Origin of the sequence: Nocardioides sp. Root240 (assembly GCF_001428825.1) — a bacterium.
In the GTDB taxonomy this organism is placed as follows: Bacteria; Actinomycetota; Actinomycetes; order Propionibacteriales; family Nocardioidaceae; genus Nocardioides.
In genome coordinates this window covers 485,674-501,412 of the sequence record NZ_LMIT01000010.1, presented here as the reverse complement: position 1 = coordinate 501,412, position 15,739 = coordinate 485,674, and the positions used below count along the sequence as shown (strand labels likewise).

At 73.1% G+C, this 15,739-nt stretch carries 13 protein-coding genes; 9 read left to right on the top strand and 4 right to left on the bottom strand.

Annotated features, from left to right (window positions below):
• The first annotated feature begins 5 nt into the window (after nt 1–5).
• Nucleotides 6–1,295 (top strand): dihydrolipoamide acetyltransferase family protein, encoded by a 1,290-nt coding sequence (locus ASE20_RS12475; RefSeq protein ID WP_056894855.1) that lies wholly within the window; start codon nt 6–8, stop codon nt 1,293–1,295.
• On the opposite strand, the gene ASE20_RS12470 is transcribed toward ASE20_RS12475, so the two are convergent.
• On the bottom strand, nt 1,264–2,244 hold the full coding sequence (locus ASE20_RS12470; RefSeq protein WP_056894854.1) for a GGDEF domain-containing protein: 981 nt from the start codon (nt 2,242–2,244) through the stop codon (nt 1,264–1,266). The two genes, ASE20_RS12475 and ASE20_RS12470, sit on opposite strands and share 32 nt — an antisense overlap.
• 89 nt (nt 2,245–2,333) lie before the next feature.
• Here ASE20_RS12470 and ASE20_RS12465 point away from each other — a divergent pair, with 89 nt between their 5' ends.
• Nucleotides 2,334–2,978: a serine/threonine-protein kinase gene (locus tag ASE20_RS12465; RefSeq protein ID WP_157538512.1), complete on the top strand. Its 645-nt coding sequence runs from the start codon at nt 2,334–2,336 to the stop codon at nt 2,976–2,978.
• Nucleotides 2,979–3,086: 108 nt separating this feature from the next.
• Here ASE20_RS12465 and ASE20_RS12460 read toward each other — a convergent pair whose 3' ends face one another.
• From ASE20_RS12460 to ASE20_RS12450, 3 genes are read right to left on the bottom strand one after another with little or no spacing between them, the layout of a single operon-like run.
• Nucleotides 3,087–4,502, bottom strand: coding sequence for a DUF1116 domain-containing protein (locus ASE20_RS12460; RefSeq protein ID WP_056894852.1), 1,416 nt, complete (start codon nt 4,500–4,502; stop codon nt 3,087–3,089).
• Complete coding sequence (locus ASE20_RS12455; protein ID WP_056894851.1) at nt 4,499–5,971, bottom strand: FdrA family protein; 1,473 nt, start codon at nt 5,969–5,971, stop codon at nt 4,499–4,501. The genes ASE20_RS12460 and ASE20_RS12455 overlap by 4 nt, the downstream gene beginning before the upstream one ends.
• Entirely contained in the window at nt 5,968–6,780 is an 813-nt protein-coding gene (locus ASE20_RS12450) for a DUF2877 domain-containing protein (protein WP_157538511.1), read from the bottom strand. The genes ASE20_RS12455 and ASE20_RS12450 overlap by 4 nt, the downstream gene beginning before the upstream one ends.
• 119 nt (nt 6,781–6,899) lie before the next feature.
• Between ASE20_RS12450 and ASE20_RS12445 the strand changes: the two genes are divergently transcribed.
• The 7 genes from ASE20_RS12445 (at nt 6,900) to ASE20_RS12415 (ending at nt 15,529) form a co-directional block, all read left to right on the top strand.
• On the top strand, nt 6,900–8,129 hold the full coding sequence (locus ASE20_RS12445; RefSeq protein ID WP_056894849.1) for a PucR family transcriptional regulator: 1,230 nt from the start codon (nt 6,900–6,902) through the stop codon (nt 8,127–8,129).
• Nucleotides 8,130–8,305: 176 nt separating this feature from the next.
• Nucleotides 8,306–9,673 (top strand): uracil-xanthine permease family protein, encoded by a 1,368-nt coding sequence (locus tag ASE20_RS12440; RefSeq protein WP_200952786.1) that lies wholly within the window; start codon nt 8,306–8,308, stop codon nt 9,671–9,673.
• On the top strand, nt 9,670–10,548 hold the full coding sequence (locus ASE20_RS12435) for an FAD binding domain-containing protein (RefSeq protein WP_056894848.1): 879 nt from the start codon (nt 9,670–9,672) through the stop codon (nt 10,546–10,548). The genes ASE20_RS12440 and ASE20_RS12435 overlap by 4 nt, the downstream gene beginning before the upstream one ends.
• Entirely contained in the window at nt 10,545–11,042 is a 498-nt protein-coding gene (locus tag ASE20_RS12430; RefSeq protein ID WP_056894847.1) for a (2Fe-2S)-binding protein, read from the top strand. The genes ASE20_RS12435 and ASE20_RS12430 overlap by 4 nt, the downstream gene beginning before the upstream one ends.
• A gap of 61 nt (nt 11,043–11,103) precedes the next feature.
• Entirely contained in the window at nt 11,104–13,509 is a 2,406-nt protein-coding gene (gene cutA, locus ASE20_RS12425; RefSeq protein ID WP_056894846.1) for an aerobic carbon-monoxide dehydrogenase large subunit, read from the top strand.
• Nucleotides 13,506–14,129: an SRPBCC family protein gene (locus ASE20_RS12420; RefSeq protein WP_056894845.1), complete on the top strand. Its 624-nt coding sequence runs from the start codon at nt 13,506–13,508 to the stop codon at nt 14,127–14,129. Before cutA ends, ASE20_RS12420 begins: the two co-directional genes overlap by 4 nt.
• Nucleotides 14,126–15,529, top strand: a complete 1,404-nt coding sequence (locus ASE20_RS12415; protein ID WP_056894844.1) for an amidase — start codon at nt 14,126–14,128, stop codon at nt 15,527–15,529. The genes ASE20_RS12420 and ASE20_RS12415 overlap by 4 nt, the downstream gene beginning before the upstream one ends.
• The last annotated feature ends 210 nt before the right edge of the window (nt 15,530–15,739 follow it).

The window sequence follows — 15,739 nt, the reverse complement described above, 5'->3', positions numbered from 1 at the left end:
TGGTCATGACGGGTGTGAACGAGTTCAAGCTCCCCGACGTCGGCGAGGGCCTCACCGAGGCCGAGATCGTCGCGTGGCGGGTCAAGGAGGGCGACGTGGTCGCCGTCAACGACGTGGTCGTCGAGATCGAGACCGCCAAGTCGCTCGTCGAGCTGCCCTCGCCCTATGCCGGCGTGGTGCTGGGCCTGCTGGCCAAGGAGGGCGAGACCGTCCAGGTCGGCACCCCGATCATCCGGATCGGCGACCCGTCGGCCGCTCCTGCTGGTCCCGAGGTGATCGATACGAACGTGCCGCCGGTCGGCGACGTGACCCTGGTCGGCTACGGGCCGCGCCAGCGCACGCTCAAGCGGCGCGCGCGCAAGGCGGCCCCCTCGGCGGTCGAGGAGGTCGCGCCGCGGCCGTCACGGGACCCCGGCCGCGGCGACACCCGCGCCCTCGCCAAACCGCTGGTCCGCCGGCTCGCCCGCGACCTCGGCATCGACCTGGCCGCCCTGACCCCGACCGGGCCGAAGGGGACGGTGAGCAAGGAGGACGTGCTGGCCGCCGTCGGCACCTTCGCGCCCGTCGTACCGTCCGCCGTCGTGGCGCCGCCCACCGGCCGCGAGACCCGCGAGCCGATCAAGGGCGTCCGCAAGCAGATGGCCGCCGCCATGGTCGCGTCCGCCTCGGCCGCACCCCACGCGACCACGTGGACGACGATCGACGCCACCGCGACGGTCGAGCTGGTCGCGCGTCTCAAGGAGCGACGCGAGCTCGCGGGCGTCAAGGTCAGCCCGCTGCTGATCGCCGCACGCGCCTGCGTCCTGGCCCTCGGTCGCAACCCGCTGGTGAACTCCACCTGGGACGAGGCCGCCCAGGAGGTGGTCATCAAGCACTACGTCAACCTCGGCATCGCCGCCGCCACCCCGCGCGGCCTGGTCGTCCCCAACATCAAGGACGCCCAGGCCCTGCCCCTCGCCGACCTGGCCCACGAGCTCGAGGTGCTCACCTCGACCGCGCGCGAGGGACGCACCCAGCCCCACGACCTCGCCGGCGGGTCGTTCACGATCTCCAACATCGGCGTGTTCGGGGTCGACGGTGGGACGCCGATCATCAACCCCGGCGAGTCCGCGATCCTCTGCCTCGGCGCGATCAAGCCCCAGCCGTGGGTGGTCGGCGGCCAGGTCGTCCCACGTCACGTGATGACCCTGTCGCTGTCCTTCGACCACCGCCACATCGACGGCGCGACCGGCACGCAGTTCCTCGCCGACGTCGCGGGGATGATCAACGACCCGGGGACGGCGCTGCTGTTCTGAGTCCGGCGCGGCTGCGCTTGACGGCGTACATCGCGGCGTCGGCGCGCTCGAAGGCGTCGGCGACCGTGGCCGTGCCGGGCCCCGTCCAGGCGTGACCCAGCGACGCGCGGACGCCCTCGCCGGCCAACGCCTCGACGAAGCGCGCGTAGTGCCGATCGAGGTCGGTGACCGGCACGTTGTTGGTGAGGATCGCGAACTCGTCGCCGCCGTAGCGGGCCACCCTGTCCTGGCGTCCCGCCGCGGCGCGCAGTCCGCGACCGGCCCGGCGGATCAGCTCGTCGCCGGCCGCGTGGCCGGCGGTGTCGTTGACGAGCTTCAGGCCGTCGAGGTCGACGACCGCCACGGCGACCAGGTCGCCGAAGGCGTCGATGCGGCGCTGGGCGTCGTCGACGAACAGGTCCCAGCCCCGCCGGCTCGTCAGCCCGGTCAGCGCGTCGGTGTCCGACTGCGCCGCGGCGACCTGCGCCGCCCGCACCTCGCGGTCGGCCGCCCTCGACACCACCAGCTGGGTCGAGAGGAGGCCGCTGAGCATCTCGACCAGGACCGGGTCGACGGCGTCGGCGTCCGCGAGGGGCGTGTCGCCCACACCGCAGAGGATCCCGAAGAGCTCCCCGTTCTCGTCGGCGATGGGGTACCCGACGTAGGCGCGGACGTCCTGCGCCGCGGGGAGCGGGGCGTAGTCCGGGTCCGCGGCGCTGTCCACGACGACGTGGGCTGCACCGGTGGTCATCCGGCGGCAGAAGCTGTCCTGCCAGTCCACGCGCTGGCCGGTCGTGATGAGCTCGCTGTCCCGCACGTGGACGTGGACCTGCTCACCGCCCGCGACCCGCGAGACGGACCAGGTCTCCAGCGGGGTGGCGCGGCTCAGGTAGTCGACGACCCTCCGCGCTGCCGCGGTGAACGCGTCGGCGCCGTACGCCGCCTCGCCCACCGGGCCCGCCCACTCCATGCCACCCTGTTCGGCCGTGCGGACCGAGAGCTGAGCGCCGGCTGGGGATGACCGGACGCGAGCGGTCGCCGAGCAGGTAGAACGGGGTGGTGCCGCTGCCACCCGACCCCGACGAGCTCGGTCCCTACCGGATCGAGCGACGCCTCGGGCAGGGCGGCATGGGCACTGTGTACGACGCCGTCGACACCACGCTCGACCGCCACGTCGCGCTCAAGCTGATCACCCCGGAGCGGGCTGACGACCCGGACTTCCGGCTGCGCTTCGGGCGAGAGGCCCGCGCCCAGGCGGCGCTGGACTCGCCGCACGTGGTGCAGGTGTTCGCGCACGGCGAGGTCGGCGGTCGGCTCTACATCGCCAGCCAGCTGGTGCCCGACGGCGACCTCGGCGGCTGGCTCCGGCGCGGGGCGCTCCCGGCGGACCTGGCGGTGCGGGTGGTGGCGCAGGTCGCGGACGGTCTGGCCGAGGCGCACCGGGTGGGCGTGGTGCACCGCGACGTGAAGCCGTCGAACGTGCTGCTCCGCAAGCGGGGGCCCGATGTCGTCGCCCTGCTCGCCGACTTCGGCATCGCCGACCGGATCGGAGGGGCAGCGCCGGCCGAGGACGTGCAGGCGCTCGCGCGGTTGCTCGAGACGGTGCTGCCCGGGCGTCGTACCCGGACCGTGCGGCGGGTCCTCCACGCAGCGCTGGCCGGCGAGCCGTCGGCCGCGGAGGTCCGCGACGCGCTCGCCGCCTGAGGCCGCCCGCGGTCGCGGCTTGTAACTCGGTGTCCGGTACCACTGCCATGGTGTCCTGACCGGTCAGGAGTCCGTGGCAGTGGCACGGACACCGAGTTACAAGCGGGCTCAGTGCTGCGCCCGGGCGCAGGTCCGCCGCGCCAGCTCGGCCAGCGCGGCCGGGAAGATCGACGCCGGAGGCGTGACCAGGCCGGCGCCCACCTGCCCGACACCGGCGACCTTGCCGGCCATGCCGGTGTTGATCTGGGGGAGGATGCCGGTCCGGCAGACCGCGGAGACGTCGATGCCGGTGGCGGCGCCGGCGAAGTCGAGCACCGGGATCGGCCAGCGGTCGTTCTCGCCGATGGTGATCTCGCGCATCCGGCGCGAGGTGGCGAGGGCGTCGGGCACGGTGCCGCCGACGAAGCGGACGATGGCGGGGGCGGCGGCCATGGCGAAGCCGCCGATGCCGGCGGTCTCGGTGATGGCGGAGTCGCCGATGTCGGGGTTCGCGTCGTCGGGACCGTAGTCGCCGAGGAAGAGGCCGTCGGCGAGCTGGGCGGGGCCCGTGAACCACTGGTCGCCGGTGCCGGAGACCTGGATGCCGAAGTCGGTGCCGTTGCGGGCCATCGCCACGACCATCGTCGAGCCGGGGATGTCGCGCCCGGCGTCGAGGGCCAGCTTGCAGGCGGGCATCGCGACGTTGAGGAAGAAGTGGTCGTTGCCGCCGATGAAGGCGAACGCCTCGGCGACCTCCTCGGAGGATCGCGAGGAGCGAACCAGCGACGGGGCCAGGTCGCGCAGCAGCATCAGGGTGCCGGCGCGGTTGCGGTTGTGGGCCTCGTCGCCCATCTGCAGCATCTGGCCGAGGATCGCGGTCGCGTCGATCGGCCCGGCCGCCGCCACGGCCTCGCCGAGCAGGGGGCCGAGCACGTCGCGCATCCAGCGCAGCCGGGTCAGCACGTCGGGGGAGTAGGCGCCGTAGCGCAGCACCTTGCCGAGGCCCTCGTTGAGCGAGCAGAAGGTACGCCGCCCGGTGGCCGGGTCCTCGAGGACGAACATCCACATCGACGGCGACACGACGCCCGCCATCGGCCCGACCGCACCGTGGTGGTGGCAGGGGTCGAGGGACACCGACGACCCAGCCGCGAACAGCGCCGCCGCGTCCTCCGGGTCCTCGACCAGCCCCTCGAAGGCCGCCGCGCCCATCAACGCGCCGCGCATCGGGCCCGACGCGCGCGACCACTCGATCGGCGGTCCGGCGTGCAGGAACTGTCCCTTCTCGAGGCCGAGCAGCTCGGACGCCGGCGCGACGCCGACGAGCATCGCCTGCACGTCGAGCATCCGCGAGACGGCGAGGGCGTTGGCGTCGCGGCGCAGCGGGTCGGCGGCGACCGTGGCGAGGTCGTCCGTCGTACCGTCCATCGGCGGCGCCCAGGCGACCCGCTCGACCGGGACGGCCTGGGCGTCGACGGCGGCGGCGAACATGTCCGCGCCGACGGCGGCGACGGCAGTGGGGGGCAGGCTGGGCAGCAGGGCGCTCATCGGGCTCCTCCGGTGACGAGGGCGACCGCGCGCCGGGTGGCGGCGGCGTTGGACAGGTGGACCTCCGCGCCGGCCGCGGCCAGCGCCTCCGCCTGACGGGCCAGGCCCTGCTGGTCGGCGGAGGTGCCGACACACGCCACCACGACGGGTACCTCGCGCGCGGCCCGCGCCGCGCGGACGGCCGGCGCGAGACCCGCGGCCGGGTCGTCCTCCGCCCCGTGGCCGAGGACCACGTCCAACAGGATCACTGCGGTGTCGGGGTCCGCGGCGACCTTCGCGAGGTGCTCGAGGCGCAGCGTCGGGTCGATCATGGGGTGTGCCCGGCCGCGGGTGAGGCCGTCGTCGCCGAAGTCGATCATCAGGTGCCCCGGCGCGAGCAGGCTGCTGTCGAGCGCGAGCTCCGGCGACAGCGGGATGTTGCTCCGCACGTCGCCGAGCGTGGCGGCCGCGAGCAGCATCGCCTCGTCGCAGAGGGTACCGCCGACGAAGAGCCCGCGCAGCGCGCTCCCGCCGGCCGACGAGGCCGGGGTGCCCCACGACGGCCACTCCGGTACGGCGACGCCGAGGTCGCCCAGGAGCGCCTCGACCTGCGTGGTCAGGTCCGGCTGGCCGGCGCCGAGCAGGGCGAAGCGGACGGGCGTGGACAGCCCGGCGGCGTACTTCTCCACCGCCGTCGCCACCTCGGGCGCCGGCGGTTTGGAGACGACGAGGACGTGGTCGACGGACGGGTCGGCGTCGAGCCGCGCCAGCGCGGTCATGGTCGAGATGCCGCCGATCGCCGACGAGAGGTCGCGACCGCCCACGCCGAGCGCCGCCGCGACGCCGACGCCCGCGGCGTCGAGCAGCGCGAGGACCTGCTGGCAGCCGGTGCCGGAGGCGGCCACGATGCCGACGTTGCCGGGGGTCACCGCGTTGGCGAAGCCGAGGCCGAGGCCGCCGACGACGGCGGTGCCGCAGTCCGGTCCCATGACCAGCAGTCCGCGGTCACGGGCGATCCGCTTGAGGGCGAGCTCCTGCTCGACCGGCACGTTGTCGCTGAACACCATCACGTCGCAACCGGCGTCGAGCGCGTCCATCGCCTCGACGAGCGCCGACGCGCCGGGCACGGACACCAGGGCGAGGCCCCCGCCGGACCGACGCAGCGCGGAGGCCGTGGTCCGGGGTGGCACGGTGACCTGGCCGCCGCCGGAGGAGCCCTTCCGGACGGCGGCGAGGGCGGCGTCCACCGCGGCCAGTGCGGCACTGAGAGCGTTCTCATCGTCGAGCCGCAGCGCGACGACCATGTCGTTCGCCGACGCCGCCGGGACGTCGAAGCCCATCCCGGCGAGCACCTCCAGGTTGAGCTCGGTCGCCATCGCGACCTGGGCGGCGGCGACGCCGGGCGTGGCCGCCACGTCGCGGCTCACCTGCAGCAGGGCGACGCTGTCGGCGTACGCACCGGGACGGATCTCGACGTGCTCGACGGTCATCGAGGGCTCCTCTCGAGGAGTGGGGTGGTGGTCAGGGACAGCGCGGCGCCGAGGAGCATCCCGGCGCCGGAGGTGTGGCCGACCGAGAGGAGCTCGGTGACGGCGTGGGTGAGTTCGCGGCCGGTGTCGGCGGCGAGGAGGACGGCGCGGAACTGGGGGATCGACGCCCCGGCGACCGCGTCGGCGAGCAGGGTCGCGGACAGGTCGGTCGTGCGGCCGAGGTGGCCCAGCACCGCCGTCCCGACGGCGTGGACCGGGCGGCCCGCGGCGCGCGTGGTGACCAGCCAGCCGGCCAGCACGTCGTCGCCGACGGGCGTCAGCCCGTCGCCCCGCCCCACCAGCTCCGGTACGGCGGCGGCCGAGCCGGATGTGAGCGCTACCAGCGCTGCGGCGGGCAGCTGGCTGCGCACCACGTCCAGGCCCGGCAGCACTGCGGCGAGCTGCCGTCCCGCGAGCCGCGGGTCGCCCATCGGCGGCGTGGTGGTCGCGACCAGCCGGTCGACGCCGACCGCCAGCCCGCCGAGCAGCAGACGTCCGTCGTGCACGGTGACCCGCTCGCCGACCATGACCTCGGGCAGCTCGGCGAGGGTGGTGGCGATCGCGCAGGGCACGTGGACGGCCTGCCGGGTCACGATCCCGACGACGCGGTTGCCGGGCCCCTCGCCGAACCGGACGTAGGCCGCCGAGGCGGAGGAGTGCAGCACCCGCCCGCTCGCAGGGCCCGTCGCGAGCAGCCGTCGCAGCGTCGGCGACCCGGCGCCGGGCACCCGGACAGGGGCCGCTGTCGAGCGGGGAGAGGGATCCGGCACTTGTCGGACGCTAACGGCTGAGTATCGTCCATCGAATGGTGAGCATTGCCAACGTCAGGTCGAAACTCGGGCAAGAGTTGATAGCCACCCCGGTGCCCTCCGTCTCCGACGATGGCTCCATGGATGTGGAGCAGCTGGCCGAGGCGCTGGCCCAGCTGGTGCTGGCCGACGCCGACCTCGACGAGCTGGTCGCCGCGATCGGCAAGGCGCTGCGGGCGCACGTCGCGGTCACCACCACCGACGGCCGCGAGCGTGCCGCGCTGATCGACGACGCCATGCGCGAGCGCCTCAAGGAGGCCTCGCTCACCGACGAGACCGGTCGACTCCGCGTCGAGTGGATCGGTGAGTGGTACGGCCGCGAGAACCAGCCGGTCACCGGCGCCCGCGTCCACCGACTCGCCCTGACCGCGCCCAACCAGGCGCTCGGCCACCTGGTCGCCGTCGTCGAGCGTGACCTCACCGACGTCGAGCTCGCCGCCCTCCAGCGGGCGGCGACCGCGATCGCGCTGTGGGTCACCCGCGAGCAGGCGGTCTCGGCCGTGGAGAACAAGTACCGCGGCGACTTCCTGCGCGACGTCTTCCTCGGCCGGGCCGGGGCGGAGGAGTTCGTGCGCGAGCACGTCGTCGGCTTCGGGTGGGACCTCGGTGGACCGATGGTGGTGCTCGCCGCGCAGATCGACCCGCAGCCGTCGTACCAGCCAGCGGCGTCGGTCGAGGACCGCCGGCACTGGCAGGAGCGCTTCGCGAACGCCTGGCGCCAGGTGGCCGCGGGCATCGACAAGGGGATCCCGATCGCCGACTTCGGCTCCGAGGTCGTGGCCGTGCTGCCGGCCGCCGACCCCGACGCGACCGCCGAGCTGGTACGACGCCTCGTGCACGCCGTCGCGGGTGACAAGGGCGGCGGACGACGCCCGTTCACCGCCGGCGTCGGCCGGGTGACGGGCGGCCCCGCCGGCCTCCCCGACAGCTACGCCCAGGCGCGCCGCGCGGTCGACGTCGGCCGCCGCTTCCGGGGTGGCAGCACGACCACCTGGTTCGACGAGCTCGGTCTGCACCGGCTGATCGCGATGGTCCCCGACGTCGCGGAGCTGCGTGCCTTCGCCTACGACGTGCTCGGCGAGCTCGCCGAGTCCACCGAGGAGGCGGCCACCCTGCGCGAGACCCTCCAGGTGCTGCTGAACACCAACTTCAACGTGGCCGAGGCCGCGCGCACGCAGTTCTTCCACTACAACACGATGCGCTACCGGGTGGGCAAGCTCGAGCGTCTGCTCGGCCCGGTCGCGTCCGACCAGAACCTCCGGCTCGACGTCGCTGTTGCGCTCAAGGTCCTCGAAGTCGTCACCCGATGATCCGGGATGTCGCTCCTGTGAACGGGGACGGAATCGCGGGCAACATGCGACAGCACTTCCTCGGGATCCTTTGGCGAAAGTGGCCAGTGAGGTGTGATCTGGGCCTCAATAGGTTGGTGCCCCTCGGAGCCCCTGATGCGACCCGCTCGTGGCCGCCGGACTAGGAGGGACAACAGATGTCGATGTTCAAGTGGGAGGTCGTGAACCCGGCTCCCGGTGAGCCGGTCGCACCGAACCAGCGACTCCCGTGGGGGCGCACGATCGGCCTCGGTGCGCAGCACGTCGTCGCGATGTTCGGCGCGACCTTCGTCTTCCCGATCGTGATGGGCCTGGACGCCAACCTGGCGATCATGTTCTCGGGCATCTGCACGATCGGCTTCCTGCTGATCTGCAGCAACAAGGTGCCCAGCTACCTCGGCACCAGCGCCTCCTTCGTCGCCGGCGTGGCGGCGATCCGCACCCAGGGCGGCGACTCCGCCGACGTCACCGGCGCGATCCTCGTCGCCGGCCTCGTGCTGGCTGCGGTCGGCGTGCTGGTGCACTTCGCGGGCGCCGGACTGATCCACAAGATCCTGCCGCCCGCTGTCACCGGCGCGGTCGTCATGCTGATCGGCTTCAACCTGGCTCCCGTCGTGGCGAAGGTGTACTGGCCGCAGGACCAGTGGGTCGCCCTCGCCACCGCCGCGTTCATGGTTTGTGCGGCCGTGCTGCTGCCGGGCTTCTGGTCGCGGATCGCGGTCTTCCTCGCACTGGTCTTCGGGTTCGTGATCTCGTGGATCTTCGACGCGGTCTTCGGCACCATCAACTCTGTCGTCCCGGCGCTCGGCGCGACGGCGACCGACCACGACCGCACCTGGGGTTGGGACGCCGTCGGCGACGCCAAGTGGATCGGCTTCCCGCACGGCACACTGACCGACGGTGTCTCGGTCGTCCACGGCCCGAGCTTCTCGCTGACCTTCATCCTCCTGGTCCTCCCCGGTGTGATCGCGCTCATCGCCGAGAACACCGGCCACGTCAAGGCGGTCGCCGAGATGACCGGCGAGAACCTCGACCCCTACATGGGCCGCGCGATCGGCGCCGACGGCCTCGCCACCGCGTTCGCCAGCGCCTTCGGCGGTTCTCCGACGACGACGTACGCCGAGAACATCGGCGTCATGGGGGCGACCAAGGTCTACTCCACCGCGGCCTACTACGTCGCGGGCGCAGTCGCGATCCTGCTGGGTCTCTGCCCGAAGTTCGGTGCGATCGTCAACGCCACCCCCGGCGGCGTCCTCGGCGGCATCACGGTCGTGCTCTACGGCATGATCGGCCTCGTCGGCGCGAAGATCTGGGTCGAGAACAACGTCGACTTCGGCAACCCGGTGAACATGGTCGGCCTCGCCGGCGGACTGATCGCCGGCATCGGTGGAGTGGAGCTCACCTTCAGCGACGACTTCAAGCTCGGCGGCATCGCCCTCGGCACCATCGTCGTGATCGTCTTCTTCCACGCCGTGAAGGGACGCTCGGAGACCGCGACGTCGGGAGAGGTGACCAAGAGGCTGTGAAGCCCGCACCGTTCGACTACGTCCGGCCGGGGTCCCTGGGGGAAGCCCTCCAGGCCCTGGCCGGGCACCCGGAGGCCAAGGTCCTCGCCGGCGGCCAGAGCCTGGTGCCGCTGCTGTCGATGCGGCTGGCCGCCCCGGCGGTGCTGGTCGACATCAACGGCCTGCCCGACCTGGACCACGTCCGGGCCGACGCCGACGGAGTCCGGATCGGCGCCCTCGCCCGGCACGCGCAGGTCCTGCGCGACCCGGACGTCGCGCGGGTCCAGCCGCTCGTGCCGCTGGCCCTGGCCGACGTCGCGCACGCCACGATCCGCAACCGCGGTACGACGGTCGGCTCGCTCGTCCACGCCGACGCCGCGGCCGAGATGCCGATGGTGCTGCGCCTGCTCGACGGCTCGGTCGACGTGGTCGGACCGCAGGGCCGGCGCACCATCGCCGCCGACGACCTGTACGTCGGGCCGCTCGAGTCGAGCCTGCACCACGACGAGATCGCGGTGGAGGCCTTCTTCCCGGCCCTGGCGGGCGGGAGCGGGGTCGCGTTCGAGGAGATCGCGCGACGCCACGGTGACTACGCGATGTGCGGCGTCGCGGCGGTCGTCGCCGTCGAGGACGGTCGCGTCGTCAGCGCCCGGGCGGGCTACCTCTCGGTGTCCGACGTCCCCGCGGTGGTCGACCTGACCGAGGCGCTCGACGGGGAGACCACACCGGCAGCACTCGCCCGCGCGGCCGACGCCGCGCTCGCCGTACTGGAGCCGGAGACCGACATCCACGCCACGGCCGACTACCGCGCGCACCTGGCCCGGGTGCTCACCGCGCGGGTCGTCACCGCGGCCCACCAGCACGCCCGCCAGCACGCCCGTCAGGAGCAGTCGTGACCGAAGAGATCCACCGCATCCGGCTCCGCGTCAACGGGGTCGAGCACGAGGTGGCGGTCCCGGCCCGGCGGCTGCTGTCCGACGCGCTGCGCCACGACCTCGGCCTGACCGGCACCCACGTCGGCTGCGAGCACGGCGTCTGCGGCGCCTGCACGATCCTCGTCGACGGGGCCCCCATGCGCAGCTGCCTGACGTTCGCCGTCTCCGCGGCCGGCAGCGAGCTCACCACCGTCGAGGGCCTGGCCCGGCCCGACGGCTCGCTCGGCCCGGTCCAGCAGGCCTTCCGCGAGTGCCACGGCCTGCAGTGCGGCTTCTGCACGCCGGGCTTCCTGACCACGATCACCGCCGGCCTCGCCGAGAACCCCGACCCCACCGAGGACGAGGCCCGCGACATGGTCGCCGGCAACCTGTGCCGCTGCACGGGCTACCAGAACATCGTCAAGGCGGTCTGCCGCGCGGCCGAGATCGCCCGCGAGGACAGGGATTCGGCATGAACCACCCCACGAAGTTCTTCTCCTCCGCTTCGCTCCCCCGAACAACTTCGCGGGGACCCCGATGAGCGCCAAGCTCGTCGGCGCCAAGGTCCAGCGCGTCGAGGACGACCGCTTCGTCCGTGGCAACGGACGCTACGTCGACGACGTCGCCCCCGACGCCCTGCACGCCGCGGTCCTGCGCAGCCCGCACGCCCACGCCCGGATCCTGTCGATCGACGTCGACGCCGTCCTCGACCTCGACGGCGTGCACGCGGTCTGGACCCACGAGGACCTCGAGGGCGCGATGGCGGAGCCGCTGCCGCTGCTGATCCCGCACCCGACCCTGACCCACGGCCGCACGCAGTACGCGCTCGCGAAGGACGAGGTCAACCACGTCGGCGAGGCGATCGCGTTCGTCGTCGCCACGGACCGGTACGTCGCCGAGGACGCCCTCGCACGGATCGTCGTCGACTACGAGCTGCTCCCCGCCGTGGTCGGCATCGAGGCCGCGCGCGCTGCGGACCTGCTCGTGCACGAGGACGTGCCCGGCAACGTCGCCGCCACGACCGAGCAGTCCAACGGCGACGCCCCGGCGGCCATCGCGGCCGCGCCGCACCGCCTCGCGCTCGACCTGCAGATCGAGCGCAGCGCCTGCATGCCGATGGAGGGCCGCGGCGTCGTCGCCCGCTGGGACCCCGACCAGGGCCGGCTGCAGGTGTGGTCGTCGACGCAGACCTCGACCGGTGTCCGCGCCGCGGTCGCCGCCAAGCTCGGCCTCGACCTCGGCCAGGTCGACGTGATCACCCCCGACGTCGGCGGCGGCTTCGGCGTCAAGATCGTGCACCCGTGGCCCGAGGAGCTGCTCGTCCCGCTCGCCGCGCAGCGGCTCGGCCGTGCCGTGAAGTTCACCGAGGACCGGCGCGAGCACTTCATCTCCTCCGCGCACGAGCGTGCCCAGGTGCACCACGTCGAGGTCGGCTTCGACGACGACGGCCGCGTGCTCGGGCTGGACGTCCGGTTCTGGCACGACCACGGCGCCTACACGCCGTACGGCCTGATCGTCCCGATCATCACCTCGACCCAGCTGCTCGGTCCCTACAAGCCGGGCGCCTACCGGGTCCGCTTCGACTCGCTCTACACGAACACGGTGATCGTGACTCCGTACCGTGGCGCGGGCCGGCCGCAGGGCTGCTTCGTCATGGAGCGGACCATGGACGCGATCGCCGCCGAGCTCGGCATGGACCGGGCGGAGGTGCGGGCCGCGAACTTCATCCAGCCCGACGAGTTCCCCTACGACCACGGGCTGATCTTCCAGGACGGCCGCGAGCTCGAGTACGACTCCGGCGACTACCCGGCGATGCTCGAGAAGATCAAGGAGCTCGTCGACTGGGACGGCTTCCCGGCCTTCCGCGAGCAGCAGGCGGCGCTCGGCAAGCGGGTCGGCCTCGGCCTCGCCTGCTACGTCGAGGGCACCGGCGTGGGCCCCTACGAGGGCGCCCACGTGCACATCGAGACGTCGGGCAAGGTGAAGGTCGCGACCGGCCTCACCACCCAGGGCCAGGGCCACCAGACGGCGTTCGCGCAGATCGTGGCCGACGAGCTCGGGGTGCGCTTCGAGGACGTCGAGATCACCACGGGCGACACCCGCCGGATGCCGTACGCCGTGGGCACCTTCGCCTCCCGTGCGGCCGTGATGAGCGGCTCCGCGATCCACCTCGCCGCCAAGCGGACGAAGGAGAAGGCGCTGCGGATCGCGGCCGACGCGCTCGAGGCCGACGTGGAGGACCTCGAGATCGTCGACGGCGTCGTCAGCGTCAAGGGCACCGAGAGCTCGATCCCGCTCGGCACGATCGCCGTCCTGTCGAACCCGCTGCGCTACGCCTTCGACGAGGCGTCCAAGGCCGCCACCCAGTTCAACGTCGGCGACCCGGACAAGCCGCCGGTCGCCGAGGACGACGAGCCGGGCCTGGAGGGCAAGGACTTCTACTCGCCGCCGCGCTCGACCTTCGCGTCCGGCATGCACGCCGTCATCGTCGAGACCGACGTCGACACCGCCGAGATCCGGATCCTCAAGTACGCCGTGGTCCACGACTGCGGGCACCTGATCAACCCGATGATCGTCGAGGGCCAGATCCACGGCGGCGTCGCGCAGGGCGTCGGCGGCGCGCTCTACGAACGGATGGCCTACGACGAGTCCGGTCAGCTGCTCAACGCCTCGTTCATGGACTTCCTCATGCCGTACGTCACCGAGGTGCCGACCAGCATCGAGATCGACCACCTCGAGACGCCCTCCCCGCTCAACCCGCTCGGCATCAAGGGCGCCGGCGAGGCCGGCGTGATCCCCGGGTCCGCCGCCTTCGCCGCGGCCATCGAGGACGCCGAGCGGGCGGTGTCGCCGACCTTCGGCATCACCGCCATGCCCATCTCGCCGTCGGAGCTGTTCGCGCTCCGTGCGGCCCACGTCCCCCACGCCCAGGAGCCGAAGTGAAGATCTCCGGTGAGAACGCCATCGCCGCCCCCGTCGCCCAGGTCTGGGAGGCGATCCTCGACCCGCGCGTGCTGGTCGCGACGATCCCCGGCTGCGAGCAGCTCGAGGCGACCGGCACGAACGCCTACGCGATGACCGTCAGCGCCGGAGTCGCCGCGATCCGCGGCACCTACTCGGGCTCGTGCGTCCTCGAGGACCTCCGCGAGGGCGAGGGTCTGACGATGCGGCTCAAGGGCGCCGGTGCGCCGGGCACGATCGACGCGACCGTGCTGGTCACCTTCAAGGACGACGGGGGCCGGACGGTGCTGTCGTACGACGCCGACGCGGTCGTCGGCGGCATGATCGGTGGCGTCGGCCAGCGGATGCTCACCAGTGTCTCGCGCCGGATGGCCGCCGAGTTCTTCGGCAACGTCGAGGGCGTCATCGCCCACGGCCTGCCTGTCGCCGCGCCGGTCGAGGCCTCGGTGTCCGCCGAGGGCACGCCGGTCTACTCCGCGGCGCCGAAGTCCTCCCGTGGCGCTGCCGTCGGCGGTGACTCCTTCCTCGCCGGCGTCGTGGTCGGCGGTGGGCTGGTCCTCGCCGGCGTCGTGGTCGGCGCGGTGCTGGGCCGTCGTCGATGAATCACCCCGCGACCGTCTCCCTCACCCCGGACTCCAGCGCGCGCGACCAGGCGGCCGCCGTACGGAGCCGGCAGATCTCGGCCCGCGAGCTGCTCGACCTGCACCTCGAGCGGATCGCGGAGCGCAACCCGCAGCTCAACGCGATCGTCTCGCTCGACGAGGAGCGGGCCCGCGAGGGTGCGGCCGCGGCCGACGAGGCGCTGGCCCGTGGCGAGCAGGTCGGTCCGCTGCACGGCCTGCCGTTCGCGTTCAAGGACACCCACCAGGTCGGCGGCTGGCGCACGACCTGGGGCTCGCCCCTTTACGCCGACCACGTCCCCGATCGCGACGAACTGATCGTCGAGCGGGTCCGCGCCGCTGGTGCCGTCACGATCGGCAAGACCAACGTGCCGGAGTTCGCGGCCGGGTCGCACACCTTCAACACGGTCTTCGGCACCACGCTGAACCCGGTCGACCCCACCCGGTCCGCCGGCGGCTCGAGCGGGGGAGCGGCCTGCGCCCTCGCATCCGGCATGGTGCCCCTCGCCGACGGCTCCGACATGGGCGGCTCGCTGCGCAACCCCGCGTCCTTCTGCGGCGTCGTCGGCCTGCGCCCGAGCCTGGGCCGCGTGCCCGAGTGGCCGCAGCTCAACCACTGGGAGACCACCTCCGTCGGTGGCCCGATGGCCCGCAACGTCGGCGACCTCGCCCTGCTGCTCTCGGTCCTGGCCGGGCCCGACCCGCGTGCTCCCCAAGCCCTCGGGGATCCCGGGGCGGTCTTCGCCGGCCCGGCGCCCGCCGACCTGCGCGGCCTCCGCGTGGGGCTCTCCGTCGACCTCGGGGCTGCGTTCGAGGTGGACCACGAGGTGGCCCGGGTGGTGGAGGAGGCAGGCCGGGCGCTGGCCGCCGCGGGCGCGGTGGTGCGGTCGTCGTACCCGGACCTGGGGTTGGCCGACGACACCTTCCGCACCCTCCGCGCCTGGCACTTCCAGGCCCGCCTGGGCCCCCTGCTCGCTGAGCACCCCACGTCCTTCAAGGCCTCCCTCGCCGACAACATCCGCGCCGGTGCGTCGCTGACCGGTGCCGACGTCGCCCGCGCATACGCCCAGCGCACCGCGCTGAGCGAGACCATGCGCGCCTTCTTCACCGACCACGACCTGCTCGTGCTGCCGGTCTCCCAGGTGCCGCCGTTCCCGGCGGACCAGGAGTTCCCGACCACCATCAACGGCCGGCCGATGGCGTCGTACCTGGACTGGATGAGGTCGGCGTACTTCATCACGGTCACCGGCTGCCCGGCCATCTCCGTCCCCGCCGGTACGACGGCCGACGGCCTCCCCGTCGGCGTCCAGCTGGTCGCTCCCCACGGCGCCGACCTCCGCCTGCTGCAGGTCGCCCGCGCCTTCGAGTGGCTCCGCGCCTGACCGGTCCCCAGCTGGCCGCGCGGGAGTTTTGTCGTCCCAGCATGAGTTTCACCGGCCGGCCGGTGAAACTCACGCTTGGACGACGAAGTTTCCTCGTCCCAGCATGAGTTTTGTCGTCCAAGGTCGGGAGAATCACCGGCCGGCCGGTGAAACTCCCATCGCGCCGGCGGGCAACATCTGCCCGCGATCCTCTCCCTGATCGGCAGATGA

Excerpts from the sequence above, each read along its gene's own strand:
- ASE20_RS12475 (WP_056894855.1), top strand. The coding sequence starts at position 6 with ATGACGGGTGTGAACGAGTTCAAGCTCCCCGACGTCGGCGAGGGCCTC.
- ASE20_RS12470 (WP_056894854.1), bottom strand. The coding sequence starts at position 2,244 with ATGGAGTGGGCGGGCCCGGTGGGCGAGGCGGCGTACGGCGCCGACGCG.
- ASE20_RS12460 (WP_056894852.1), bottom strand. The coding sequence starts at position 4,502 with ATGAGCGCCCTGCTGCCCAGCCTGCCCCCCACTGCCGTCGCCGCCGTC.
- ASE20_RS12455 (WP_056894851.1), bottom strand. The coding sequence starts at position 5,971 with ATGACCGTCGAGCACGTCGAGATCCGTCCCGGTGCGTACGCCGACAGC.
- ASE20_RS12445 (WP_056894849.1), top strand. The coding sequence starts at position 6,900 with ATGGATGTGGAGCAGCTGGCCGAGGCGCTGGCCCAGCTGGTGCTGGCC.
- ASE20_RS12440 (WP_200952786.1), top strand. The coding sequence starts at position 8,306 with ATGTCGATGTTCAAGTGGGAGGTCGTGAACCCGGCTCCCGGTGAGCCG.
- cutA (WP_056894846.1), top strand. The coding sequence starts at position 11,104 with ATGAGCGCCAAGCTCGTCGGCGCCAAGGTCCAGCGCGTCGAGGACGAC.
- ASE20_RS12415 (WP_056894844.1), top strand. The coding sequence starts at position 14,126 with ATGAATCACCCCGCGACCGTCTCCCTCACCCCGGACTCCAGCGCGCGC.